Origin of the sequence: Roseomonas aerilata DSM 19363, assembly GCF_000711725.1 — a bacterium.
Classification (GTDB): domain Bacteria; phylum Pseudomonadota; class Alphaproteobacteria; order Acetobacterales; family Acetobacteraceae; genus Roseomonas; species Roseomonas aerilata.
Map to the genome: position 1 here is coordinate 31,345 of NZ_JONP01000010.1, position 23,122 is coordinate 54,466.

20 protein-coding genes are annotated in these 23,122 nt (G+C 70.3%); 7 read left to right on the forward strand and 13 right to left on the reverse strand.

What is annotated here, in order from left to right:
• Positions 1 to 19 precede the first annotated feature (19 nt).
• On the forward strand, positions 20 to 1,309 hold the full coding sequence (locus BO39_RS13150; RefSeq protein WP_043833967.1) for a M20 family metallo-hydrolase: 1,290 nt from the start codon (positions 20 to 22) through the stop codon (positions 1,307 to 1,309).
• Between the two features lie 41 nt (positions 1,310 to 1,350).
• Positions 1,351 to 1,989, forward strand: coding sequence for an NMCC_0638 family (lipo)protein (locus BO39_RS13155; RefSeq protein WP_043833968.1), 639 nt, complete (start codon positions 1,351 to 1,353; stop codon positions 1,987 to 1,989).
• 140 nt (positions 1,990 to 2,129) lie between these two features.
• On the opposite strand, the gene infC is transcribed toward BO39_RS13155, so the two are convergent.
• The 4 genes from infC to BO39_RS13175 form a co-directional block, all read right to left on the reverse strand.
• Positions 2,130 to 2,654, reverse strand: coding sequence for a translation initiation factor IF-3 (infC, locus tag BO39_RS13160; RefSeq protein WP_043833969.1), 525 nt, complete (start codon positions 2,652 to 2,654; stop codon positions 2,130 to 2,132).
• 130 nt (positions 2,655 to 2,784) lie between these two features.
• Positions 2,785 to 4,746 (reverse strand): threonine--tRNA ligase, encoded by a 1,962-nt coding sequence (thrS, locus tag BO39_RS13165; protein WP_043833970.1) that lies wholly within the window; start codon positions 4,744 to 4,746, stop codon positions 2,785 to 2,787.
• Between the two features lie 154 nt (positions 4,747 to 4,900).
• Entirely contained in the window at positions 4,901 to 5,266 is a 366-nt protein-coding gene (locus BO39_RS13170; protein WP_043833975.1) for a nuclear transport factor 2 family protein, read from the reverse strand.
• 69 nt (positions 5,267 to 5,335) lie between these two features.
• Complete coding sequence (locus tag BO39_RS13175; protein WP_043833976.1) at positions 5,336 to 6,091, reverse strand: SDR family oxidoreductase; 756 nt, start codon at positions 6,089 to 6,091, stop codon at positions 5,336 to 5,338.
• A 95-nt stretch (positions 6,092 to 6,186) separates the two neighbouring features.
• Between BO39_RS13175 and BO39_RS13180 the strand changes: the two genes are divergently transcribed.
• Positions 6,187 to 7,128 (forward strand): LysR family transcriptional regulator, encoded by a 942-nt coding sequence (locus BO39_RS13180; protein WP_043833978.1) that lies wholly within the window; start codon positions 6,187 to 6,189, stop codon positions 7,126 to 7,128.
• Positions 7,129 to 7,131: 3 nt separating this feature from the next.
• Here the strand turns inward: BO39_RS13180 and purU are convergent, their stop codons facing one another.
• From purU to BO39_RS13195, 3 genes are all read right to left on the reverse strand, one after another.
• Complete coding sequence (purU, locus tag BO39_RS13185; RefSeq protein WP_043833980.1) at positions 7,132 to 8,016, reverse strand: formyltetrahydrofolate deformylase; 885 nt, start codon at positions 8,014 to 8,016, stop codon at positions 7,132 to 7,134.
• Positions 8,017 to 8,118: 102 nt separating this feature from the next.
• Positions 8,119 to 8,550: a CBS domain-containing protein gene (locus BO39_RS13190; RefSeq protein WP_043833982.1), complete on the reverse strand. Its 432-nt coding sequence runs from the start codon at positions 8,548 to 8,550 to the stop codon at positions 8,119 to 8,121.
• 178 nt (positions 8,551 to 8,728) lie between these two features.
• A complete protein-coding gene (locus tag BO39_RS13195; protein ID WP_043833984.1) occupies positions 8,729 to 10,537 on the reverse strand; it encodes a glucan ABC transporter ATP-binding protein/ permease in 1,809 nt (602 codons plus the stop codon).
• Positions 10,538 to 10,834: 297 nt separating this feature from the next.
• Here BO39_RS13195 and BO39_RS13200 point away from each other — a divergent pair, with 297 nt between their 5' ends.
• Together BO39_RS13200 and BO39_RS13205 are read left to right on the forward strand one after the other, a co-directional pair.
• Entirely contained in the window at positions 10,835 to 11,851 is a 1,017-nt protein-coding gene (locus BO39_RS13200; RefSeq protein WP_043833985.1) for a Bug family tripartite tricarboxylate transporter substrate binding protein, read from the forward strand.
• A 14-nt stretch (positions 11,852 to 11,865) separates the two neighbouring features.
• Positions 11,866 to 12,870, forward strand: coding sequence for a Bug family tripartite tricarboxylate transporter substrate binding protein (locus BO39_RS13205; RefSeq protein ID WP_052402052.1), 1,005 nt, complete (start codon positions 11,866 to 11,868; stop codon positions 12,868 to 12,870).
• A 241-nt stretch (positions 12,871 to 13,111) separates the two neighbouring features.
• Here the strand turns inward: BO39_RS13205 and BO39_RS13210 are convergent, their stop codons facing one another.
• Positions 13,112 to 13,777 (reverse strand): glutathione S-transferase, encoded by a 666-nt coding sequence (locus BO39_RS13210; protein WP_043833989.1) that lies wholly within the window; start codon positions 13,775 to 13,777, stop codon positions 13,112 to 13,114.
• Between the two features lie 287 nt (positions 13,778 to 14,064).
• On the opposite strand from BO39_RS13210, the gene BO39_RS13215 reads away from it, so the two are divergent.
• Positions 14,065 to 15,303, forward strand: a complete 1,239-nt coding sequence (locus tag BO39_RS13215; protein WP_342666323.1) for a polyhydroxyalkanoate depolymerase — start codon at positions 14,065 to 14,067, stop codon at positions 15,301 to 15,303.
• 127 nt (positions 15,304 to 15,430) lie between these two features.
• On the opposite strand, the gene BO39_RS13220 is transcribed toward BO39_RS13215, so the two are convergent.
• The 3 genes from BO39_RS13220 to BO39_RS13230 form a co-directional block, all read right to left on the reverse strand.
• A complete protein-coding gene (locus BO39_RS13220) occupies positions 15,431 to 17,056 on the reverse strand; it encodes a hypothetical protein (protein ID WP_043833991.1) in 1,626 nt (541 codons plus the stop codon).
• 228 nt (positions 17,057 to 17,284) lie between these two features.
• A complete protein-coding gene (gene ypfJ, locus BO39_RS13225) occupies positions 17,285 to 18,226 on the reverse strand; it encodes a KPN_02809 family neutral zinc metallopeptidase (protein WP_043833992.1) in 942 nt (313 codons plus the stop codon).
• A 68-nt stretch (positions 18,227 to 18,294) separates the two neighbouring features.
• Positions 18,295 to 19,146: a Rossmann-fold NAD(P)-binding domain-containing protein gene (locus BO39_RS13230; protein WP_043833994.1), complete on the reverse strand. Its 852-nt coding sequence runs from the start codon at positions 19,144 to 19,146 to the stop codon at positions 18,295 to 18,297.
• A 46-nt stretch (positions 19,147 to 19,192) separates the two neighbouring features.
• Here BO39_RS13230 and BO39_RS13235 point away from each other — a divergent pair, with 46 nt between their 5' ends.
• The gene (locus BO39_RS13235) at positions 19,193 to 20,035 is read left to right on the forward strand and encodes a tetratricopeptide repeat protein (protein ID WP_043833996.1); all 843 of its coding nucleotides are present in this window, start codon (positions 19,193 to 19,195) and stop codon (positions 20,033 to 20,035) included.
• Here the strand turns inward: BO39_RS13235 and BO39_RS13240 are convergent.
• Both BO39_RS13240 and fzlA read right to left on the reverse strand, forming a co-directional pair.
• On the reverse strand, positions 20,032 to 22,359 hold the full coding sequence (locus BO39_RS13240) for a putative bifunctional diguanylate cyclase/phosphodiesterase (protein ID WP_043833997.1): 2,328 nt from the start codon (positions 22,357 to 22,359) through the stop codon (positions 20,032 to 20,034). The genes BO39_RS13235 and BO39_RS13240 overlap by 4 nt on opposite strands.
• 87 nt (positions 22,360 to 22,446) lie before the next feature.
• Positions 22,447 to 23,115: an FtsZ-binding protein FzlA gene (gene fzlA / locus BO39_RS13245; RefSeq protein ID WP_043833999.1), complete on the reverse strand. Its 669-nt coding sequence runs from the start codon at positions 23,113 to 23,115 to the stop codon at positions 22,447 to 22,449.
• Between the last annotated feature and the right edge of the window lie 7 nt (positions 23,116 to 23,122).

Below are 23,122 nucleotides of genomic sequence, written 5' to 3' on the forward strand. Positions count from 1 at the left end.
GAACCAGCAGGACCATGCCATGAGCGCCAGCACCGCCCCCAACCTGATCGCGGCCGTGAGCGAGGCCCGGCAATGGGACCGGCTGATGGAGCTGGCGAAGTTGGGCGCCATCACGGGCATGGACGGCTCGCCGGGGGTGAACCGGCCCTGCCTTTCGCCGCTGGACCGCGAGGCGCGGCGGCTGATGATCGGCTGGGCCGAGGGGCTCGGCCTGGCGGTGACGGTCGATGAGATCGGCAACCTGTTCTTCCGCCACGAGGGAACGGACCCCGAGGCGGCGCCGGTGCTGACGGGCAGCCACATGGACAGCCAGCCGAATGGCGGGCGTTTCGACGGCATCTGGGGCGTGGTGGCGGGGCTGGAAGCCGTGCAGGCGATCCGCGAGGCCGGTGTTGCGACGAAGCGGCCGATCGAGGTGGTGGCCTGGACGAACGAGGAGGGCGGGCGTTTCGCGCCGGGCTGCATGGGCAGCATGGCCTGGTCGAAGTTCAAGCCGTCCAACGCCTGGGACGAGGTGCGCGACCTGGAGGGGGTGAGCTTCCGGCAGGCATTGGACGAGCACCGCAAGGCGGAGGCCGATCTTTCGATGCGGCCGCTGGGGGGCAAGCCCTTCGCCTATCTGGAGGCCCATATCGAGCAGGGGCCGCTGCTGGAGACGGAGGGCAAAGATATCGGCGTGGTGACCGGCATCCAGGGCAGCCGCTGGTTCATCGTGGAGATCACGGGCGAGACGGCGCATGCGGGGACCTCGCCGGTTTCGACGCGGCGCGATGCCGTGCAGGACATGATCCGGGCGGTGACCGCGCTGAATGCGCTGATGACGGACCCGACGGATGTGCTGCGCTTCACGGTAGGGCAGATCGAGGTGTTCCCGAACACATCGAACACCGTGGCGGACCGGGTGCGCTTCACGATCGATTTCCGCCATCCCGACAAGGAGCTGCTGATCACCAACGGGGACGCGATCGAGCCGACGATCCGCAGCGCCGTGAAGGCCTGCGACGTGGTGGTGACGGAGCGCTTCCACGCGCTGCCCGTGGAGTTCGACGCGGTGGTGGTGGATGCGGTGGAGGACGCGGCGACGGCGCAGGGACTTTCGAGCCAGCGGATGCCGAGCGGGGCTTTCCACGACGCGCAGTTCCTGGTGCCGATCTGCCCGGCGGGGATGCTGTTCGTGCCGAGCCGCAACGGGGTGAGCCATAATCCGGCGGAGTATTCCTCGCCCTCGCAGCTGGCGGCGGGGGCGCGGGTGCTGGCGGCGGCGCTGGTGGCCCTGGCGAACAAGGAGACGGCGTCGCCGGCCTTCTGAGGAGGCGGGCAGGGAACGGGGGATCCTGGATCGGGGGGACGATGAGGGGACGGTCTTTTGCCGGGGCGCTGGCGCTGGCGCGGGCACCGGCCGGCGTTGCGGCGCTCCTGTGCCTTCTGCTGGCCCTGCAAGGCTGCGCGGGGACGGAACCGCCGCGGGAGGCGGGCGGGGCGGGGCCGGCGCCCGCCTCCGCGCCCAGCGTCGTGGTGGACACGCTCGTGAGGGGCTGTCTGGCCAATCTTGGTTCGGGGACGAGGCTGGCGGACTGGGCGCGGAATAGCCGCTTCACCCCTGCCCGGGCGGAATTCGCGGCGGCGATCGGCGTCCCCGCGGGTTACTCGACCTGGGTCTTCCTGTGGCCGGGGATGGACGTGGCGATGGCGTTCGGCGGCGATGGCATTACCTGCCATGTCTATGCGCGGAAGGCGGACCCCGAGGCGACCCGGTCCCTCTTCATCGGGGTCGCCGAGGCTGCGCGGAGGCCCGGCATTCTCGTGGAGAGGGAAATCGATCGGGAGGCGGTGCAGAACGGCCGATCGGCGCAGCAGGTCGGCTTCCGGATCCGCGCCGAAGCAGGGCGGGCGGGAGTGCCGGATCGCTTCATGCTGCTGACCGTCAACAGGGCGGCGGACGCGCGACTGCAGGCGCTCGGGACGGCATCGCTCGTCGCGGGCCGGTAGCGCCGGGACCGGGAGCGCGGCGTCTCGCCGCCGCGCGTCCGGGATCGAGGGCCCCGCGCAGGGAGGCCGGCGATCCGCCGGAGGCCGCCGGGCGGCTTCCGGGAATCGCCGGCTTCAGGGCCGGGATGGCATCCGGCCTGTTACTTCGGCGCCAGCACCATGATCATCTGGCGGTTTTCCAGCCGGGGCATGGACTCCACCTTCGTCGCCTCGGCCATCTCGGTGCGGATGCGCTCGAGCACCTTCACGCCGAGATCCTGGTGCGCCATCTCGCGGCCGCGGAAGCGGAGGGTGACCTTCACCTTGTCCCCTTCCTCGATGAAGCCCTTCATCTGGCGCATCTTCACTTCGTAATCGTGGTCGTCGATGTTCGGACGAACCTTGATTTCCTTGATCTCGACGACCTTCTGGCGCTTGCGCGCCTCGTTAGCCTTCTTCTGCTGCTCGTACTTGAACTTGCCGAAATCGGTGATCTTGCAGACTGGCGGATCGGCGTTCGGGCTGATCTCGAGCAGGTCCATTCCGACGTCGTAGGCGCGGGCCAGGGCCTCGCGCGCCGTCATCACGCCCTGCATCTCACCGTCCTGGTCGATCAGGCGGACCTGGGGCGCGCGGATCTCCTCGTTTACCCGCGGTCCGTCGCGGGTCGGGAGGGTGTTGGGCAATGGGCCTCGGGCCAGGGTCGTCTCCTCTGATGGTGGAAGGGTGGATTTATGGTGCGCGGCGGGTGCGTCTGCAACCTTCGCGTGGTGGGGTCAAGCCGGATTCGGCGGGTTGGCCGAATCCGGGCCGGGGTCAGGCGGCAGCGGCCTCGGCGGCGGGGGCCTGGCGGAGGTCCGGAGCGGCGGACTCGGCCAGGAGGCGGGCAATGGCGTCGGGGAGGGAGAGGGTCTCCTGCTCCCGCCCCGGGAGGCGGCGGAGGACGATGACCCGCTCCTCGGCCTCTCGCCGGCCGACCACCGCGAGGACGGGGACGCGGGCCTCGATGTGCTCGGCGACCTTGCGGTTGATCTTCTCGTTGCGGGTGTCGGTCGCGACGTTCAGGCCGGCGGCGCGCATGGCGGCGGCGACTTCCTCGGCATAGGGGGCGGCGTCGTCCACGATGGTGGCGACGACGACCTGCACGGGAGCGAGCCAGAGCGGGAAGCGGCCGGCGTGCTCCTCGATGAGGATGCCGAGGAAGCGCTCGAAGGAGCCGAGGATGGCGCGGTGAAGCATGACGGGGCGGTGCTTGGCGCCGTCCTCACCCACGTATTCGGCGTCCAGGCGCTCGGGGAGGACGAAATCGACCTGAAGCGTGCCGCACTGCCAGTCGCGGCCGATGGCGTCGCGAAGGACGAATTCGAGCTTCGGGCCGTAGAAGGCGCCCTCCCCCGGGTTCAGCTCGTACTCGACGCCGGCGGTGGCGCAGGCCTCGCGCAGCGCGCCCTCCGCGCGGTCCCAGGTGGCGTCGTCGCCGGCGCGGGTGGCGGGGCGGTCGCTGAACTTCACGCGGAAGGAGTTGAAGCCGAAGTCGCGGTAGATGGAGGAGAGGAGGGCGACGAAGCGCACCGTCTCATCCGCGATCTGGTTCTCCGTGCAGAAGATGTGCGCGTCGTCCTGGGTGAAGGCGCGCACGCGCATGATGCCGTGCAGCGCGCCGCTGGGCTCGTAGCGGTGGCAGGCGCCGAACTCGGCCATGCGGAGGGGGAGCTGGCGGTAGCTGCGGATGCCCTGGTTGAAGATCTGCACGTGGCAGGGGCAGTTCATGGGCTTCAGCGCGAGGACGCGGTCCTTCTCGGACTCGTCCTCCACCGTCGCGATGAACATGCTCTCGCGGAACTTCTCCCAGTGGCCGGACTCGATCCAGAGCTTGCGGTCGAGGAGCTGGGGGGTCTTCACCTCATCGTAGCCGGCGGCGTCGAGGCGGCGGCGCATGTAGTCCTCGACCGTGCGGTAGAGGCGCCAGCCCTTAGGGTGCCAGAAGATGCTGCCCGTCGCCTCCTCCTGGAGATGGAAGAGGTCCATCTCCTTGCCGATGCGGCGGTGGTCGCGCTTCTCGGCCTCCTCCAGCATGGTGAGGTGGGCTTCGAGCTCCTTCGCGTCGCGCCAGGCGGTGCCGTAGATGCGCGAGAGGACGGGGTTGCGGTGGTCGCCGCGCCAGTAGGCGCCGGCCACCTTCTGGAGCTTGAAGGCGGTGCCGATGTCGCCCGTGCCGCGCATGTGCGGGCCGCGGCAGAGATCGAGCCAGTCGCCCTGGCGGTAGATGCTGATGACCTCGCTCTCGGGGAGGTCCTGGATCAGCTCGGCCTTGAAGCGCTCGCCCTTGTTCTCGAAGAAGGCGATGGCTTCCTCGCGCGGCCATTCCTCGCGCGTGAAGGGAGCGTTGCGGGCGATGATCTCCCGCATCTTCGCCTCAATCGCCGGGAAGTCCTCGGGGGTGAAGGGCTGGTTGCGGGCGAAGTCGTAGTAGAAGCCGTTCTCGATCGCCGGGCCGATGGTGACCTGGGTGCCGGGGAAGAGTTCCTGCACCGCCTCGGCCAGCACGTGGGCGGTGTCGTGGCGGATGAGGCCGAGCGCCTCGGGGTCCTTGCGCGTGATGAAGCGCAGGCGGGCGTCGTGCTCGATGGGGCGGGAGAGGTCGCGCAGCGCGCCGTCCACCTCCATGGCGAGGGCGGCCTTGGCGAGGCCCGGGCCGATGGACGCGGCCACGGTGGTGCCCGTGACGGGACCGTCGAAGGATCGAACGGAACCATCGGGCAGCGTGATCGCGGGCATGGGGGCTTGGCGGCCTTCCTGGGAGATAAGGGGCGGGAGAGGTGGCAGGCGGCCCGGCCGAGGTCAAGCGCCGGCGGGGCGGGGCTGGGGTGCGCGCGGTGGCGACACGCCGCTGGGCGAGCGCCTTGCGCCCCTGCCTCGCCGCCCGCCGGGGTCAGGGCGCCGGGGGGTCCAGGAAGGTGTAGAGCGACGCGATCTTTCCCCCGCGCACGAGGATAACGTCCAGGCCGGTGACGCGGGGCGGCTCGCTGGGCGGGCCGAAGCCCCAGGCGAGGCGGCCCGCGTCCTGCGCGCCTTGCGCCGGGCCGGTGGCCTGGAAGACCCAGCCGGGGGAGCGCGCCAGCAGTTCCTCCACGAAGCGGTCGAGTGCGTCGTGGCCGGTCCTGCTCCCGTCGGAGTCGGCGAAGACGGCGTCCTCGGTGAAGAGGGCCGCGATGCCGGCGCGGCGGCGGGCGGGATCGGCCTCCTCGAAGACCTCGTGCAGGTTGCGGGTGAGGAGGGATGCGATGGGGTCGGGCATTGCTGGTGCTCCTGGGCCGGAACGCGCGGCGCGTCCCGGCCCCGCCTATTGGAGGGGTCTGCCGGCGGGTCAGACCTGGGCGAGCCCGCCATCGGCGAAGAGTTCGGCACCGGCAACGAAGCTGCTGTCGTCGGAGGCGAGGAAGAGAACGGCCCGGGCGATCTCGTCCGGCTCCCCGACGCGGCCGAGCGGCACCTGGCTGGCGAGCCCGTCGAGCAGGTTCTTCTGCTGCGCGGCGTCCTGGCCGGCCAACTCCACGAGGCCGGTCGTGCGGACCGGGCCGGGGCTGATGACGTTCACGCGGATGCCGCGCGCCTTCAGGTCGAGTGTCCAGCTCCGGGCGAGGTTGCGCACCGCGGCCTTGGAGGCGCTGTAGAGGCTGAAGGCGGGCGTGCCCATGGTGCCGGCCGTCGAGCCGGTCAGGATGACGGAGGCGCCGTCCACCAGCAGCGGCAGCGCCTTCTGCACGGTGAAGACCACGGCCTTCACGTTGCGGCCGAAGGTATCCTCGTACTGCTCCTCCGTGATGGCGCCGAGCGGCAGCATCGTGCCGCCTCCGGCATTGGCGAAGAGAACGTCGATCCGCCCTGCCTCGGCCTTCACCCTCTCGTAGAGGCGGTTGAGGTCGGCGGGGCGGGTGGAATCCGCCTGGATGCCGGTGGCGGCGGGGCCGATTGCGGTGACGGCGGCGTCGAGCTCGGCCTGGCGGCGGCCGGTGACGAAGACACGGGCGCCCTCGGCGGCGAAGAGCCGGGCGGTGGCGAGGCCGATACCGCTGGTTCCACCAGTGACGACGGCGACCTTGCCTTCGAGCTTGCGGGCCATGTCTGCAACTCCGTGCTGGTTGATGGCCGGAAGATGTCGTCAGGGCCGTCCCGACAAAATAGAAAGGGCTGAAATCCATCCTTGCAGGAATGTCGATGTCGGGGCTGCCGGATTTCGAGGCGCTGGCCATGGTGGCGAAGGTGGCGGAGGAGAGGTCCCTCGCCGGGGCGGCCCGGGTGCTCGGCGTCTCCGTGCCGACGGTCTCGCGCGCCATCGCGCGCCTGGAGGAGCGGCTTGGCGGGCGGATGTTCAACCGGACGTCGCGCCGGCTCGCGCTCACGGATCTCGGGCGCGGGGTGGCCGAGCGGGCCGCGAGGGTGCTGTACGAGGCCGAGGAGGCGGAGAGCGCGGCCCGGGAGCTGGCGAGCCGGCCGCGTGGGACGGTGCGGCTGGCGGTGCCGATGTCATTCGGGCTGCGCTGGGTCGCGCCGCTGATGCCTGAGTTCTTCGGCCTCTACCCGGACATCTCGGTGGACCTGCATCTGAGCGATGCTGTCGTTGACCTGATCGGGGAGGGCTTCGACGCCGCGTTGCGGATCGCGGTGCTGGAGGAGTCCTCGCTCGTCGCGCGGCGACTCTGCCCAATGGCGCGGCACATCGTTGCCTCGCCGGCCTATATTGCCCGCTACGGCCGGCCGCAGCATCCAGGCGAGCTGGCCGCCCACCACCTGCTCGGCTACGCCTATCACGCGCGCGGCGAGGAATGGCGCTTCACCGGCCCGGCGGGCGAGGCGGTGGCCGTCAGGCCTTCGGGCCGCTTGCGCGTGACCAACGTGGACGCGCTTCTCCCGACCTTGTTGGCGGGGATCGGCATCGCGGAACTGCCGGAGTTCATCGCGGCCGGGCCCGTGACCGAAGGCCGGCTCGAGATCATCCTGCCGGAGTGGCAGATCGCGCCGGGCGGCCTTTACTTCGTCACGCCCACCGCGCGGAACCGGCCGGCGAAGGTCGAGGCGCTCGGCGGCTTCCTTGCCGCGCGGCTGTCCCGTGCGCGGTGGCTCGAGGCTGAAGGCGCCGGGGACAGGCAGCGCGGCTGAGGGTCAGTTCCGGAAGACCACCGTGCGCGAGCCGTTCAGCAGCACGCGGTCCTCGAGTTGCCAGAGCAGCGCGCGGGAGAGGACGCGGCGCTCGATGTCGCGGCCCTGGCGGACGAGATCGTCGGGCGTGTCGTTGTGGGAGATGCGCTCCACGTCCTGCTCGATGATCGGGCCCTCGTCGAGGTCGGCCGTCACGAAGTGGGCGGTGGCGCCGATGAGCTTCACGCCGCGGGAGTGGGCCTGGTGGTAGGGGCGCGCGCCCTTGAAGCCCGGCAGGAAGGAGTGGTGGATGTTGATGCAGCGGCCGACGAGCTTGGCGGCGAGGCCGTCCGAGAGAACCTGCATGTAGCGGGCGAGGACGACGAGGTCGGCGCCGGTGTCGCGGATGACGCGCCAGATCTCGGCTTCCTGCTCCATCTTGGTCGCCTTGGTAACGGGCAGGTGGTGGAAGGGGACGCCGCCGAAGTCGAGGTGCTGGTAGGTCTCGCGCGGGTGGTTGGAGATGATCGCGGCCATCTCCATCGGCAGCTCGCCGAGGCGCCAGCGATAGAGGATGTCGGCCAGGCAGTGGTCGAACTTCGAGACGAGGACGGCGACGCGCTTGCGTTCCTCGGGGTTGCGGAGCGTCCAGTTCATCGAGAAGCGCTCGGCGACCTCGGCGAGGCCCGCGCGGAGGGCGGGGACGTCGAGGTTGCCCTCGGGGTGGTCGAGGGTGATGCGGGCGAAGAATCGGCGGCTCTCGACGTCGTCGTATTGCTGGGCGCTGCGGATGTTGCCGCCGTGCTCGAAGATGCAGGTGGCGACGGCGGCGACGATGCCCGGGCGGTTCGGGCAGGAAAGGGTGAGGACGTGCTCGGGGCGCGTGGCGGGGGTGGCGGCGTGGGACATGGGGCGGGCTCGCGGGGATGGGGCGCGCCGGAGGCACGGCGCCGCCCCGCCCCTTGCCACCAAGGGGCGCCGGGGGCCAGCCCCCTGCCCTGCCCTGCCCGCCTAGCTGGCGGTGACGTAGTCGCGGAGGGCGGCGGCCTCGGTCACCGCTTCCTCGATCCGGGCCTTCACGAGGTCACCGATGGAGACGATGCCGCAGAGCTTGCCGTTCTCCATCACCGGCAGGTGGCGGACGCGCCGGTCGGTGATCATCTCGAGGGCGCGGGTGATGGGAGTATCCGGGGAGACGGTGAAGAGCTTCCGTGTCATCACGTCTCCGGCGGTCTGGCCGTCGAGCACGCCGTCCTCTTCGGCGAGGGCGCGGACGATGTCGCGCTCGGAGACGATGCCGAGGACGGTCCCCGCCTCGTCGCGCACGAGGACGGCGCCGAGGCGGTGGCGGACGAGGGTGCGGGCGACGGCGCCGAGTTCCTCGGACGGTCCGACGCCGATCACGTCGCTGCCCTTGTTGCGCAGGATTTTCGCGATGGTCATGGCGGCCTCCCTTGGTGGCTTCCGGGAGGATCGTGGCAGGTCCGAGGGGGGCCACCGCAAGCGCCAAAGAGGGCGCTCGCGAGGCCGTGAAGAAATGGTAATCTTTGGTTCCGGCCTGTGGTTCAGCCGTGTCTCAGGGGGTGATCCGCCGTCACTTTAGCCGGTGATTCGCCCGGTTTCAGGCAGCGACGGCGGATTGCTTCTGGTCGGCGGCCTTGGCGTCCGCGCTCTTCTGCTCGGCGCCCGAGAGCTGGGTGCGGACGAGTTCGGCGAAGCGGCCGCCGAGGTTGACGAGTTCCTCGAAGGTGCCGCGCTCCACGATCTTGCCGTGCTCGAAGACGAGGATCTCGTCGGCGTCGCGGATGGTCGAGAGGCGGTGGGCGATGATGAAGGTGGTGCGGCCGGCCATGAGGGCCTTGAGCGCGCGCTGGACGCGTGCCTCGGTCGCGGCGTCGAGGGCGCTGGTGGCCTCGTCGAGGATGAGGATCGGGGGGTCCTTCAGCAGGGCGCGGGCGATGGAGAGGCGCTGCTTCTGGCCGCCGGAGAGGCTGATGCCGCGCTCGCCGACGCGGGTGTCGTAGCCCTGGGGCTGGCGGATGATGAAGTCGTGCGCCTCGGCCATGCGGCACGCGTGCTCGATCTGCTCCTCGGTCGCGTCGGGGCGGCCGATGAGGAGGTTCTCCTTGATGGTGCGGTTGAAGAGCATCGCGTCCTGGAAGACGACGCCGACGTTGCGGCGGAGGCTTTCGAGGGTGATGTCGCGGAGGTCGGTCCCGTCGATCGTCACGTGGCCGTTCACGGGGTCCCAGAGGCGCTGGAGGAGGGACATGGCGGTGGACTTGCCGGCGCCGGTCTGGCCGACGAGCGCGACGGTCTTGCCGGGCGGCGCCTCGAAGGAGACGTCGTTCAGGATGAGGCCGCCGCCGGGGTAGCCGAAGGCGACGTGGTCGAAGACGACCTGGCCCTGGACGCGCGGCAGGTCGAGGGCGTTGGGCTTCTCGGGCACGGTGCTGCGGGCGTCGAGCACGCCGAAGACCTCGCGCAGGCCGGGCACCTGGCGCAGCAGGGTGGAGACGAAGCCGACCGCGCCTTCGAGGCGGCCGATGAGCATGGTGGCGAAGCCCATGAAGGCGACGATCTCGCCGACGGTCGCCTGGCCGCGCATGTGCAGCCAGGTGCCGAGGATGAAGATGGTGATGACGCTGAGGGTGCTGGCCGAGCGGGTGAGGACGGAGACGACCGCCCACCAGTTCAGCACGGGGAACTGGTGGTCGAGCACCTGGCGGACGATGTCGCCGAAGAGGCGGGCCTCGGCGTTCAGGCGGGTGAAGGACTGGACGACGACGACGTTGGAGAGGGCGTCCTGGGCGTTGCCGGCGAGCTGGCTCTGGTAGTCCTCGACGCGCTCCTGGGCCTCCTGGGTGCGGCTGACGACGAAGGCGGCGACGGCGCAGAAGACGATCACGAGCACCAGCAGCACGATCGCGAGCCGCCAGTTCATGAAGAAGGTCAGCGGCAGGAGGATGATGGTGGTGATGAAGGTCGTCAGGTGCTCCCGGAAGAAGGAGAGCCAGATGGCGAAGAGGTGGTCGGTGCCGACGAGCATGATCTTCATCAGCCGGCCCGAGGCGGTGTCCCCGTGGAAGGAGAGCGGCATGGCGAGGACGTGCTGGAAGTAGCGGTGCATGACCGAGAGGCGGTTGCGGTGGGCCATGCGGTCGGCCAGCAGGCTGACGGCGACGTTGGCCGCGATTCCCGTGACGCCGACGGCGCCCCAGACCACGAGGAGGGAGATCGCCTGGCGCCAGACCACGTCCTGCGGCAGGCGGTCCGCGCTGGTGAGCACGTCCACCACGCGCCCGAAGAGGACGGGCTCGAGGAATTGCAGGCCGGCCAGGGCGAGCGAGGCCAGGGCGAGGCCGATGGCCACCCACTTGTCCGGGGCCAGCAGGCCCAGCACGCGGGCATAGGTCTGGAGAAATCCCATGCGGTTCAGCTTCCTTACGCTCGGTCCTCGCGCGCCTGGACACGGGCGGGCGGGGAGATGGCCGCCGCACCCGTTCGCCGGCCAGTTCCCCTCCCGCAACGCGGGAGGGCGGTGGCGGCTTCATGTCCCTGCGCGGGCAGAGCGGGGCGCGGAATGGATGGCGGCGCAAGCCCCCGGCCGAACACCCTTGGGGGAGGCTTGCAAGTGGAGCGGCGGTTGGGCACCTGTTCCCTCATCGCCGCGACGCGGAAAAGGGGGCACCAGACCCTGGCGCGCGGCTGTCCGAGGAGGTTGTCCATGAGGGTTTCACGCCGCGCCCTGCTCTCCGCGCCGCTGCTTGCCGCGCCGGGCCTCGCGGGGGTTCCAGCCCGTGCCCTGGCCCAGGGGGCGGGCGGGGAATGGCCGGTGCGGCCGGTGCGGGTGGTGGTGCCCTTCACGCCCGCGGGCACGACGGACGTGGCCGCGCGCATCCTGGCCGAACGGCTGCAGGCGCATTTCAACCAGCCCTTCACGGTGGAGAACCGGGCGGGGGCGGGCGGCAACGTGGGCGCGGACTTCGTCGCGAAGGCGGAGCCGGACGGCTACACGCTGCTGATGCAGGCGATCTCCTCCGGTGCCATCAACTACACGCTCTATGGCAGCCGCATGACCTACAGGCCCGAGGACCTGGCGGAGGTGGGGCTGGTCGTCCGGGTGCCCAACGTCATCTTCGTGACCAATTCCCTGCCCGTGCGGAGCCTGCGGGAGCTGGTGACCTATGCGAAGGCGAATCCGGGGCGGCTGAACATCGGCTCCTCCGGCGCCGGCACCTCGCTGCATGTGACGGGGGAGCTGCTGAAGATGGAGGCGGGCGTCCAGATGACGCATGTGCCCTTCCGCGGCGCCGGGCCGATGCTGGCCGAGGTGATCGCGGGGCGGGTGGAGGTGGCGGTGGACAACCTGCCCTCCGCCATCGGGCACCTGCGGGAGGGGCGGCTGCGGGCGCTGGCGGTGACGACGGCGACGCGGACCCCTGCCCTGCCGGACTGCCCGACGACCGCCGAGGAGGGGTTGCCGGGCGTTGAGGCGACGGCCTGGTTCGGCATCCAGGCCCCTGCCCGCACGCCGCGGCCGATCGTGGAGCGGCTGGGGGCGGCGATCGACGCCATCGTCAAGGAGCCGGCGACGAAGGCGCGCATGGCGGACCTGGGCGGGATGATGCCGGACCTGACGCCGGATGGCGGGACGACGCCGGCGGCCTTCACCGCCTTCGTGCGGGCCGAGACGGCGAAGTGGGGCGAGGTGGTGCGCAAGTCCGGCGCAACAGTGGAGTGAGCAGGATGGCGCGAGTGATCGATCTTCATGTTTCCCGGCGGGCGGCGCTGCTGGCCCTGCCAGTCCTGGCGGCGCCTGCCCTGGTGCGGGCGCAGCCGGTTTTCCCGAATCGGCCCATCCGGATCATCGTGCCCTTCCCTGCGGGGGGCGCGACGGACCTGACGGCGCGCGTGGTGGCGGAGCGGATGCCGGCGCTGCTGGGCCAGCCGGGGGAGCCTTCCCGCTTCCCGGTGGTGGTGGACAACCGGCCGGGGGCGGGCGGGAACCTCGGCAGCGACGTGGTGGCGAAGGCGGAGCCGGACGGGCACACCATCCTGTGCTGCACCATCGGCACGGCGAGCATCAACCAGTTCCTCTACACGAAGCTGCCCTACGACCCGACCCGCGACCTGGCGAGCCTCGCCCTGGTGAACGAGGTGGCGAACGGGATCGTGGTGGCCGCCGATTCGCCCTTCCGCACGCTGGCCGACCTGCTGGCAGCGGCGAAGGCGCGGCCGGGGGAACTGAACTACGGGACGCCGGGGAACGGGACCTCCGGGCATCTCTGCGGGGAGTACCTGAAGACGAAGGCGGGGGTGAACCTGACGCATATCCCCTATCGCGGCACCTCGGGCGTGATCCCGGACGTGCTGGGCGGGCGGGTGGAGGTCGCGATCGACAACCTTCCGGGCTACCTGCCGCACCTCAAGGAGGGGCGGATGCGGGCACTGGCGGTGACCTCGGCCGAGCGCTGGTTCTCGCTGCCGGAGGTGCCGACGGTGTCGCAGGCGGGAGTGCCGGACTTCGAGGCAGTGGCCTGGTTTGGCTTCCAGGCGCCGGCGCGCATCCCTGCGCCGGTGCAGGAGCGGCTGGCGGACGCGATCCTCGGGGCGGTGGCCGAGCCCGCGACGGCGGAGCGGCTGCGCGAGATCGGCAGCGCGCCGAAGCCGTTGGGGCCGGTGGCCTTCGACCGCTACATCGCGGCGGAGAACGCGAAGTGGCGGGATGTGGTGCGGGCGGCAGGGGCCAAGCTGGATTAAGGCGGGGTCCCGGGAGGGGTGGCGTTGGTGATTACGGGGGGATGAATTCCCCCCACGGCCCCGCTCCTGTTTTTCTGTGTCTTTTGGGCGGTGCGCCTCGGGTCAGTGCCCCGGGGCGACTGCGCGTTCAGGAAGGCTTCGCGTAGCCAGGAGGGGGCCAGGGGCCTCAGGCTCCTGGCGGGTGCGGGACGAACGCGGCGCGTTCGCCCGGGGGTCCGGAGAGGGCAGCGCCCTTTCTGGCTCAGAACTCAGCCTCGACCTCGAGTTCGCTGATGGCGGGGTCGGGCTCATCGATAGCGGCGGCCATCCATTCGGCCATGGGGGCCCATTCCATGATGCGGGTGGCGTAGCTGGCGCAGGGGCCAGCGAGGGGCACGTCGTAGGTGAGGAAGCGGGTGACGACGGGGGCGTACATGGCGTCTGCGACAGAGGGGCGGCTGCCGAAGAGCCAGGGGCCGCGCCAGGTCTCGAAGCATTCCCGCCAGATGTAGAGGATGCGGTCGATATCGGCCTGCGGGCCGGCCCAGACGCGGAAGCCCGGGCGGTGGGCGCGGAGGTTCATGGGGAGAGAGGCGCGCAGGGCCTGGAAGCCGGAGTGCATCTCGCCGGAGATGGATCGGCAGCGGGCGCGGGCCGCGCGGTCGGCCGGGAACATGCGGGCTTCGGGGAAGGCCTCGTTCAGGTATTCGGCGATGGCCGTGGTGTCCCAGATCCGCAGCCCCTCGTGCAGGAGGCAGGGGATGCGGATGGAGGATGCGCGGAGGAGGAGCTCGGCGCGGGCCGCGGGGTCGTTCACGTCGACGGGTTCGACGGTGAAGTCGAGGCCGGCGAGGCGGCAGAGAAGGAAGCCGCGCAGCGACCAGGAGGAGTAGTTGCGGCTACTGATGAGGAGCTTGGCCTGTTCCATCTCTCGTCCCTCGGCGGCGGCTGGCGATGCGCCGGGCGGCCTGGTGGGGAAGGTTAAGACGGAACACCGCCACCTGTCGTGCTCGTGAGGTGGTTTCCAGGGGACCGGGCGCGGGTGCCAGGGTCCGGGAAGGACGCGGGCATAGATGGACAGAATGCAATGAAACAGAGCCGGTTCGTTTTCACAAGGCGTTGACCTCGACGGGCGAAGATCCTCACATTATCACCTGTGATCAAACCTCCGACCTGGGTGGGCCGTTCCCCCGACATGCGACCTACCGACCAGACATGTCCTCGATGATCTACCAGCTCTGGCAGGCGCAGCAGGACTTCCAACTCCCGTTCCGGATGTTCGCGGAGAGCGCCGGGCGGGTCCTCAAGGAATTGGAGCCGGTGGCGGCGGCGATGCCGCTGGCGGCCCCCTTCATCCGGCGGACGAGCGCGGCGCTCGACCTCGTGGCGAATGCGAGGACGACGCACACGCGGCCGGGCTACGACTTCACCACCGTGTGCGTGGGCAATCGCGAGGTGGAGGTGACCGAGGAGCCGGTGCTGGAGACGCCCTTCGGCACGCTGCTGCGCTTCGCGAAGGACACCTCCGTCCAGCAGCCGAGGGTGCTGGTGGTGGCGCCGATGTCCGGGCACTTCTCCACCCTGCTGCGCGGGACGGTCGAGGTTCTGCTGCCGGACCATGACGTCTACATCACGGACTGGGCGAATGCGCGGGACGTGCCGCTCTCGGCCGGGGAATTCGGCTTCGACGACTTCACGGCGCATGTCATCCGGTTTCTGGAGGTGCTGGGACCCGGGAGCCATGTGGTGGCGGTCTGCCAGCCGGTGCCGGCGACGCTGGCCGCGGTCTCCATCATGTCCGAGGACCGGAACCGGGCAACACCGGCCACGATGACGTTGATGGCCGGGCCCGTGGACACGCGGATCAGCCCGACGAAGGTGAACGAGCTGGCGCAGTCCAAGCCGATCGAGTGGTTCGAGCGGAACCTCATCGACAAGGTGCCGATGCGCTATGCGGGCGCCGGACGGGAGGTTTATCCGGGGGCGGTGCAGTTGCAGGCCTTCATGTCGATGAACCTGCAGCGGCATGTGCGGGCTCACCGGAACCAGTTCGCGAACATCGTGGCGGGGAACACCGAGGCGCAGGCAGCGCACCGGCGCTTCTACGACGAGTATTTCGCCGTGATGGACCTGCCGGCGGAGTATTTCATCCAGACGGTGAAGCGGATCTTCCAGGACCACGACCTGCCGCGGGGCGAACTGACCTATCGCGGGCGGGCGGTGCGGCCGGAGGTGATCCGCAAGACGGCGCTGCTGGCGGTGGAGGGCGAGCGGGACGACATCTGCGCCATCGGGCAGACAATGGCGGCGCTGGACCTCTGCCCGAACATCCCACTGGCCAAGCGGCAGTACCACCTGCAGACGGGGGTGGGGCATTACGGGGTGTTCGCGGGCAAGCGCTGGGCGAACGAGGTTTACCCGAAGGTTCGCGCGATGATTGAGGCGAATAGCTGAGCTTGCGTGAGGCCTCCGGGGAGGGCTTCCATCCTGGCGGACGGCAACCGGTGGGTTGCCGTTTGCGGTGTGGAGGCTCGGGGGACGCAGCAGCGCGGGAACGGGCGCTGACCGAGAGCTCGCCGGTTCATTGACGGCGAGCGAGATACCAATCCGGCGACTGGCCTATGACGAGATCCCAGCCAGATGGAACCGGACGGTCATCGAGGACGAGCAACCAGCGGGTCTGCTGTGAAACAAGATCGATCGGTATTGGTGCGCCGGCTGGCAGGTGGTGGTCGCCCGTACCGATCGTGTTGACCGTGAAGCGTGCATTCCAACGCTGCCACAGCCCGCCGACGATGCTCAAACTGGCCGCCTCCGTTCCGAGCAGCGAGCGGGTGATCTTGCCGGCGCGGTCGACCGGCAGATCTGTCATCCGGGTATTCAGATCCCGATGGATGCCCGTCGTCGCCAGAGCGACCGCCAACGGCAAGACCGCAGCGAGATACAGCCTGGATCCAAGCTGAGGACGGAAGGCGAGAACGAGACAGCAAGCGGCGGACAGGCCGCCTATGGCAGGCAGCCAGTACGGGCCGGCGACGACGAGCCCGCGCAGCTCCGGTGCGTCCACCGGAAGGAACGGTAGCCGGCCGATGCTGGGCAGAGCGGCCGCCGCCGCGCATACCGCGACAGCGATCCCAATGAAAACCGTGAACAGGCTCATCCTGCGATCTTCGGGCGTTGCCAATCCTGCAGCCGCGATGAAAAAGAGCGGGAAGAAAAGATTATAATATCGCATGTGGACCCGGAACGCATCGATGACCGGCATTCCATCCACGATCCGAACGGAAAAGACGATGCAGATCGCCAGCATCAAACCGCAGACCGCGAGAGCGTATAACGCGAGCAGACGCCGGGACGGATCGACGCCTTTCCGCAGGAGACAGAGGACAGCGACGATTGCTGGTCCAGCCCAAGCTGCAATGGCGACGCTATGGATCTTCAGCAGTACCCAAGCCAGGCGCAACGCGGAGGAATAATTCTCTTCGGACCAATCATTGCTGGTCCACTGAGAATATTTCCCGGTAAAAGACAGCCCTGCCGCGCCGGCAACGAGGTAGCCGATCGCCAGCCGAGCGAGCGTAAAACTCGCTGCCGCGAAAAGGCCAACGACGAAGGCCCGGTATAATGCTTCCCGCGTCCGGGCAAACAAGGCACAGGCTGCCTGCACCAGCAGGATCGCGATCAGCACGAACATCCCGTGCGGCTTGATGAGGTTCATCAAGCAGCAGAGCAATCCAACAACGATTCCATAGGGCACGGCTGCCCATGTCTGGCGGGTCAGAACGAACCAGCTCAGAAGCCAGAATGCCGTGAAATACGTGACCTCGGGCATGAAATAAGCCACGTAGGAGTTGATTGGTCCGAGGACCGCGAGCGCCGAGATCAACAGCGCCCATCTGCCCGAAACATAGTAGTTCGCGGTTGCGTAAATCAGCGGGATGGCAAGCGAGAAAATCAACGCATTCAGCAATCTTCCCGCCGCGTAGAAATCCGCCCCCGCATGCCGCACGATGCTGAAAAGCTTTAGATAGGCCCAGACTGGATAAGCGGCGGCACTTAATGGCTGATGTTGAGCGTCAATGCTGTAGATGAACTCGTCGCTCAGGACATGGACATTCTGGCCGAAATAGGAAAACGAAAGAAAGATAAAGGTCCCCAACACCAGCAGTCCAACGCCAGCGGACTCGACACGACGGGAGAAAATCAACTTCGAGCTTCCTGCTGCCTGGCGCCGGGCCGGGGCCCTTGCCAAAGGAGGCGCAGCGATACCCGCAAACACTGAAGATTGTCACTTCCCTTCCCTCGTGCCTGGACGCGAGGGCAGCAGGGCGGCTTCAGGCCTGGCAACTCAGGGCCGGATCGCGAGGAGTACGATGCCGGCCCTGTCGGGTTGAGGCGACCGCACCGGCCTGCGGCACGGCCGGTCGTGCCAGCCTCAACCCTGGAAGGTGTCGCACTGGCGGATGTCGCCGCTCTCGAGGCCGCGGCGGAACCAGCGGGCGCGCTGCTGGGAGCTGCCGTGGGTGAAGCTTTCCGGGGCGATGCGGCCGCCGGTCACGCGGTCGTCGCCGACGGCGGCGGCGGCGTTGATGCCCTGCTCGATGTCGCCTTCCTCGAGGATCCTGTCGCGGCGGTTGGCCTGGTTGGCCCAGACGCCGGCGAAGCAGTCGGCCTGGAGTTCCACGCGGACCTGAAGCTGGTTGCGCTCCACGCCGTCCGCGCGGGCCTGGGCCTGCTGCACGCGGGGGAGGATGCCCAGCAGGTTCTGGACGTGGTGGCCGACCTCGTGGGCCACGATATAGGCGGCGGCGAAGTCGCCGGTGGCGCCGAGCTGGCGCTGAAGCTTCGCCATGAAGTCGAGGTCGATGTAAACGCGGCGGTCCTCGGGGCAGTAGAAGGGTCCGGTCTGGGCCTGGGCGGCGCCGCAGCCGGAATGGGTGGCGCCGGAGAAGAGGACGAGGACGGGCTCCTCGTAGCGACGGCCGAGCTGCTGGAACTGCTGGCCCCAGACGCGCTCGGTTTCGCCGAGGACCTGCCCGACGAAGCGGCGGCCGGAGTCCTCACTGCCGCGTTCGGCCGGTTGGCGCTCGTTCCCGGCCTGGCGGCCCGGTGCGAACTGGCGGTCCTGGCCGGGGTCGTAGCGGCGTTCCTGGGGGGCGGGCGCGGGGCCCGGGTCGCCGCCGCCGAGGATGGTGGAGGGGTCCACGCCGAGGAGGAGGGCGACGACGAGGAGGACCACGCCGCCGATGCCGCCGACGGCGATGCCGCCGCCACGGCGGCCGCCTCCGCCGAAGCCGCCGAACCCGCCGCCGCCGAATCCACCGCCCTGGCCGCGGCGATCCTCGACATTGTCGCTCTCAGGACCGTCGAGGCGCATGCGCTGGGCTTCCCTTCCTTGTTGCTCCGGGCGAACGCCCCTCGGAAGGCGGGGTTGCGGGGAGGGCCTCAGCCGCCCTCGGCGAGGATGGCGGCGAGGCCCTCCCGCCAGGTGGGGTAGCGCCAGGCGATGCCGAGGGAGGCCTTGGTGTGGGCATTGGAGATACGGCGGTTCTCGGACCAGAAGGAGAGCGCCATGGGGGACATGGTGGCGCGCGCCGTCTCGAAGGGGATGGCGGGGGGCGGCTCGATGCCGAGGAGGCGGGCGGCGCCCTCGGTGACGGCGGCGCTCTCCGCGGGCTCGTCGTCGGCGAGGTGGAGGACGCGGGTGCCGGAGGGTGGCGGGTTGGTCGCGGCCACCAGGACGGCGCGGGCAATGTCGTCGCGGTGGATGCGGCCGAAGGCGTGACCGGGCCTGAGGGTACGGCGGGCGGTGCCGGCACGGAGGTCGTCCAGCACGGAGCGGCCGGGGCCGTAGATGCCGGCGCAGCGGAAGAGGTCCACGGCGGCGCGGGGGGCGAAGGCCTCCCATTGCAGCTCGGCCTGGCGGCGGCGGCGGGAGCGGGGCTGGGCGGGGGCGGGCTCGGTCGTTTCATCCACCCACGCGCCGCCGCGGTCGCCATAGACGCCAGTGGTGGAGAGATAGCCGATCCAGCGGAGGGGGGCGGCTTCCAGCGCCTCGCGGTGGGTGGCGAGGACGGGGTCGCCGTTCTCGCCGGGGGGCGCGGTGATGACGAGGTGGGTGGCAGCGCGAAGGGCGGGGGCGGCGCTGTCGAAGGGGATCACTTCGACGCCCGCGGATGGCTCGGCGCGGGCAGGATCGCGGGCGGTGGCGGTGACAGTCCAGCCGGCGGCCGCGGCGTCGCGCGCGATGGCGGCGCCGCTGAAACCGAGGCCGAAGACGAGGAGGTGGCGCTGCATCCCCTATCCATGGCGGCTTCCGCGCGGGGCGGCTAGATTGCCGGCCATGCGGAACGGGATGGGCAAGGCGCTGGCGGGCACGGTCGCCCTGGCGCTGGTGCTGGCGGGGGGGCTCTGGTGGGCCCGGCCCCCGGAGGCGCCCCCTGCCCCGGTACCGGAGGCGGCGGAGGAGGTGTTGCCGCTGCCACCGGAGCCGCCGCGCATGGCGGACAGCCCCGATTACGAGGAATGCCTGGGCAAGCTGCGGGACGACGCGCAGGGCGCGCTGGCCTTCGCCGAGGCCTGGGAGGCGCAGGGCGGCGGCGATGGGGCGCGGCACTGCTCGGCGCTGGCGCTGCTGGGGTTGGGAGAGGCGGAGCGGGCGGCAGGGCGGCTGGAGGCGCTGGGCAAGGCCGGGCGGGCGGGGGCAGCGGCGCGGGCGGCCGTGTTCGGGCAGGCGGGGCAGGCCTGGATGATGGCGGGGCAGCCGGTGCGGGCGCATGGGGCCTTCACGCTCGCGCTGGCGTCGACGCCGAACGATCCGGAATTGCTGGTGGACCGGGCGATCGCGGCGGGGACGCTGCACCGCTTCGCGGACGCGCTGGCCGATGCCGACCGGGCGGTGGCGCTGGACGGGCAGCGGGTGGAAGCGCTGGTGTTCAGGGCGGCGGCGCTGCGGCTGCTCGAGCGGCCGCAGGAGGCGATGCGCGATATCGAGCGGGCGCTGGCGATCGAGCCGGGGAGCCCCGAAGCGCTGCTGGAGCGGGGGATCCTGCGGCAGCTGGGGGGCGACGAGGCCGGGGCGCGGGCGGATTGGGAGAGCGTGGTGGTGAACAGCCCGGACAGCGCGGCGGCGGATCTGGCGGAGCAGAACCTTGCCCTGAACGCGGCGGGGCCGGCGCGGCGCTAGGCGGCGATGATCTCCCGGCCGGGGTGCACGAGGGCCTGGTAGTCGCCGATGGAGCGGGGCTTGCCGACCAGGTAGCCCTGCACCTCGTCGCAGCGGGCGGCCTGGAGGACGCTCATCTGGGCCTCGGTCTCCACGCCCTCCGCCACGACGGGAAGACCCATGCCGCGGCTGAGGCCGAGGATGCCCTGGACGACGGCGGCGGCGCTGTTGTCGTCGGTCAGCGCGCTGACGAAGCTGCGGTCCATCTTCACGCGGTCGAAGGGGAAGTTGCGGAGCATGCTGAGCGAGGAGTAGCCGGTGCCGAAATCGTCCAGCGAGAGCTGGACGCCGATGGACTTCAACTCCCGCACCGTGGCCAAGGCGCGGTCGGTGTCGGTGATGAGGAGGCTCTCGGTCACCTCCAGCTCGAGCCGCCGGGGGTCGAGGCGCGTCTCCTCCAGGAGGGTGCGGAGCAGATCGGGGAAGTCGCCCTGCTGGATCTGCAGCGCGGAGACGTTGACGGCGACGCGGAGCGGCCTGGTCCAGCTCGCGGCCTCCCGGATGGCGGTTTGCAGGACCCAGGCGCCGATCGGCAGGATGGCGCCCGAGGCCTCGGCGAGAGGGATGAAGGTGGCGGGGCTCACCGAGCCGCGGGTGGGGCTGTGCCAGCGCAGCAGGGCCTCGAAGCCCGTGACCTCGCCGGTGTCGGCGGCGGCCTGGGGCTGCCAGGCGAGCGACATCTCGCCATTGGCGACGGCCTGACGCAGGTCGCGCTCCAGCGCGTGGCGGTGGCGGATCTCCTGGTCCATGGCCACGTGGAAGAAGGCGAAGCCACTCCGGCCGTTCTCCTTCGCGCGGTAGAGGGCGAGGTCGGCGGCGCGGAGAAGCTCCTCGGGTGCGGTGGCGTCGTCGGGGAAGAGGGCGATGCCGATCGAGGCGGAAACGGTGACCTCGGCGATGGTGAGATGGAAGGGCTCGACCAGGGCCGAGACAAGGCGCTGCGCGAGGGCCTGAGCGGGCTCGGGCGCGTCGGTCATGGTCTGGAGGATGACGAACTCGTCGCCTCCGATGCGCGCGCAGAGGTCGGACCCGCGCAGCGACGCGGTAAGGCGCTCGGCCACCTGCTGGAGGAGCTGGTCCCCGGCCGCGTGGCCGTAGAGGTCGTTCACGGGTTTGAAGCGGTCGAGGTCGAGGCAGAGCACGGCGAAGCGCGCGGCGCCGCGCCCGGTGCGGGCGATCTCCTCCTCGATCCGGCTGCGGAGGAGGGCACGGTTGGCGAGGCCGGTCAGCGTATCGTGGTGGGCGAGCCGCTCGAGCCGGCTCTGGGAGTCGAGCCGCTCGCGCAGGTCGCGGAGGGCGACGACGACGCGCGTCCCGGAGGCGGTCTCGATGGTGCGGCGGCGCAGCTCCACGGGCAGGCCACCGACGAGGCGCGCGGGGCCGGTGTCCGTCGCGCCCTCCTCGAGCAGGGTGGCAAAGGGGCGGCCGATCAGGGCCTCGCGCCCCGTGCCGGTGAGGGCGGCGAGCTGGCTGCTGGCCTCCATGACCCTGCCCTCCGCGTCGAGCAGGGCCAAGGCATCGAAGGCGGCATCGGCGAGGCCGCGGAGCCGGCCAGCCTCGGCGGCCTGGGCGGCAAGGCCGATCCGGGCCTCGATCGCGAGGACGAGGAGGATGGCCGAGATGGTCACGGCGGTGAGGGTGACGATGAGAATCAACAGGCCGTCCCGCGGGAGGGCCGAGCGGGGCACGGGCACCGCGGGGTCCGGCCAGGCCGTGACCCCGCCCATGGCCGTGAAGTGCAGCGAAAGGACGGTAGCCGTGAGCAGGGCGGCGGCGGCGAGCGCCCGCGGCAGGACGGCGTTCAGCCGCAGGACGTGCAGCGCAGCGGCGCCGAGGAGCGTGGCGACGGCGAGAGAGGCGAGGAGGTGGCCGGGGGCGACGACGAGGTGGCCCGGCACGCGCACGGCGAGCATGCCGAGGTCGTGCATTCCCGCCAGCCCCGCGCCGAGCAGCGCGCCGCCGGCGGCGCGGTGGAGGGGCCTGGCCTGGCCGGCGAACCAGATGGCGAAACCCGCGAGGGCGCCCACCAGGGCAAGCGCCGCCGAGAGAAGGGTGAGCGATAGGTCGTAGCCCATCGGAATACCGGGGTCATAGGCCAGGAGGGCGACGAAATGGGTGGACCAGGCGCCGATGGCGATGAGCAGGGCGGAGAGGACGGGACGGAGGCGCCCCGTGCCGCGAACAGAGAGGGTGCAGGCGAGGGCCGCCACCACGCAGAGGAGGGCCGCGCCAAGGACGATGCCGTGGTCGTGCTGCCCGGTGAGGCAGGCCAGGATCTGGATCATGCGAAACCCGAGTAGTTTCGTCCGGACGATTATTCCGGGTCTCTAATACAATGAAGAATGCTCGGTTCCGGCGCCAGGGGGGTCGTTCTAGAAGTCGAGGTCCGCGTAGTGGTTCGGGGGAGTGAGGCCGCTCACGCGGTCGGCGAGGATGGGGCGGAAGGCGGGGCGGGACTTCACGCGGGCGTACCAATCCTTCACCGCGTCGTTCATCGACCAGTCCACGTCGCCGATATAGTCGAGGCAGGAGAGGTGGGCGGCGGCGGCGAGGTCGGCGAGCGAGATCTGGCCTCCGGCGAGCCAGGCGCGGCTCTCGGCCAGCCAGCCGATGTACTCGATATGGGGCTTGAGGTTGGCGTAGCCCGCGCGCAGCGCGCCGGCGTCGGGGTTGCCGAGGCCGAGCATGCGCTTGAGCTGCTTCTCGAAATAGAGGTTGCGGGTGACCTCGCGGTCGAACTTGCCGTCGAACCAGGCGACGAGGCGGCGGATCTCGGCGCGTTCCGCGTGGGTGCGGCCGAGCAGGGGCATGTCGGGGTAGGCTTCGTCGAGGTACTCGCAGATGGCGTTGCTGTCCGCGAGGACGAGGCCGTTTTCCTCTTCCAGCACGGGGACGGTGCCGGCGGGGTTCATCATCAGGAACTCGTCGCGACGCTCCCAGATGCGCTCGGCGCGCAGCTCGAAGGGGATGCGCTTCTCCTGCAGGGCGAGGCGGACCTTGCGGCAGGCGGGGGAGAGCGGGAGGTGATAGAGGATGCGCACAGGGCGG

Excerpts from the sequence above, each read along its gene's own strand:
- BO39_RS13150 (WP_043833967.1), top strand. The coding sequence starts at position 20 with ATGAGCGCCAGCACCGCCCCCAACCTGATCGCGGCCGTGAGCGAGGCC.
- BO39_RS13155 (WP_043833968.1), top strand. The coding sequence starts at position 1,351 with ATGAGGGGACGGTCTTTTGCCGGGGCGCTGGCGCTGGCGCGGGCACCG.
- thrS (WP_043833970.1), bottom strand. The coding sequence starts at position 4,746 with ATGCCCGCGATCACGCTGCCCGATGGTTCCGTTCGATCCTTCGACGGT.
- BO39_RS13170 (WP_043833975.1), bottom strand. The coding sequence starts at position 5,266 with ATGCCCGACCCCATCGCATCCCTCCTCACCCGCAACCTGCACGAGGTC.
- BO39_RS13175 (WP_043833976.1), bottom strand. The coding sequence starts at position 6,091 with ATGGCCCGCAAGCTCGAAGGCAAGGTCGCCGTCGTCACTGGTGGAACC.
- BO39_RS13180 (WP_043833978.1), top strand. The coding sequence starts at position 6,187 with ATGTCGGGGCTGCCGGATTTCGAGGCGCTGGCCATGGTGGCGAAGGTG.
- purU (WP_043833980.1), bottom strand. The coding sequence starts at position 8,016 with ATGTCCCACGCCGCCACCCCCGCCACGCGCCCCGAGCACGTCCTCACC.
- BO39_RS13190 (WP_043833982.1), bottom strand. The coding sequence starts at position 8,550 with ATGACCATCGCGAAAATCCTGCGCAACAAGGGCAGCGACGTGATCGGC.
- BO39_RS13195 (WP_043833984.1), bottom strand. The coding sequence starts at position 10,537 with ATGGGATTTCTCCAGACCTATGCCCGCGTGCTGGGCCTGCTGGCCCCG.
- BO39_RS13200 (WP_043833985.1), top strand. The coding sequence starts at position 10,835 with ATGAGGGTTTCACGCCGCGCCCTGCTCTCCGCGCCGCTGCTTGCCGCG.
- BO39_RS13210 (WP_043833989.1), bottom strand. The coding sequence starts at position 13,777 with ATGGAACAGGCCAAGCTCCTCATCAGTAGCCGCAACTACTCCTCCTGG.
- BO39_RS13215 (WP_342666323.1), top strand. The coding sequence starts at position 14,065 with ATGTCCTCGATGATCTACCAGCTCTGGCAGGCGCAGCAGGACTTCCAA.
- ypfJ (WP_043833992.1), bottom strand. The coding sequence starts at position 18,226 with ATGCGCCTCGACGGTCCTGAGAGCGACAATGTCGAGGATCGCCGCGGC.
- BO39_RS13230 (WP_043833994.1), bottom strand. The coding sequence starts at position 19,146 with ATGCAGCGCCACCTCCTCGTCTTCGGCCTCGGTTTCAGCGGCGCCGCC.
- BO39_RS13235 (WP_043833996.1), top strand. The coding sequence starts at position 19,193 with ATGCGGAACGGGATGGGCAAGGCGCTGGCGGGCACGGTCGCCCTGGCG.
- BO39_RS13240 (WP_043833997.1), bottom strand. The coding sequence starts at position 22,359 with ATGATCCAGATCCTGGCCTGCCTCACCGGGCAGCACGACCACGGCATC.